1 protein-coding gene is annotated in these 215 nt (G+C 59.1%); it reads right to left on the reverse strand.

Features of this window, described 5'->3' with window-relative positions; genetic code table 11:
* A partial coding sequence (locus EOE65_RS18085; RefSeq protein WP_164847168.1) for a cadherin-like domain-containing protein occupies window positions 1–215 on the reverse strand: 215 nt, incomplete at both ends.

Below are 215 nucleotides of genomic sequence, written 5' to 3' on the forward strand. Positions count from 1 at the left end.
CTGTCATCGACGGCCACCGGTGGATCGTTATCCGGGGTCACGGTGAGGTTGACGGTCGCTGCGTTGGAGACGTTACCTGCCGCATCCGCAATGGTGTATTGGAAGCTGTCCGGGCCGTTGTAGTTGGTATCCGGTGTGTAGGTCACAGTACCGTTGCTGTTGACCACCAGTGTGCCGTGGTCCGGCTGTTGTGTGATCACGATGCTGGTGAGGTC

Source organism: Neptunomonas marina, from assembly GCF_004005935.1.
GTDB lineage: Bacteria > Pseudomonadota > Gammaproteobacteria > Pseudomonadales > Balneatricaceae > Neptunomonas > Neptunomonas marina.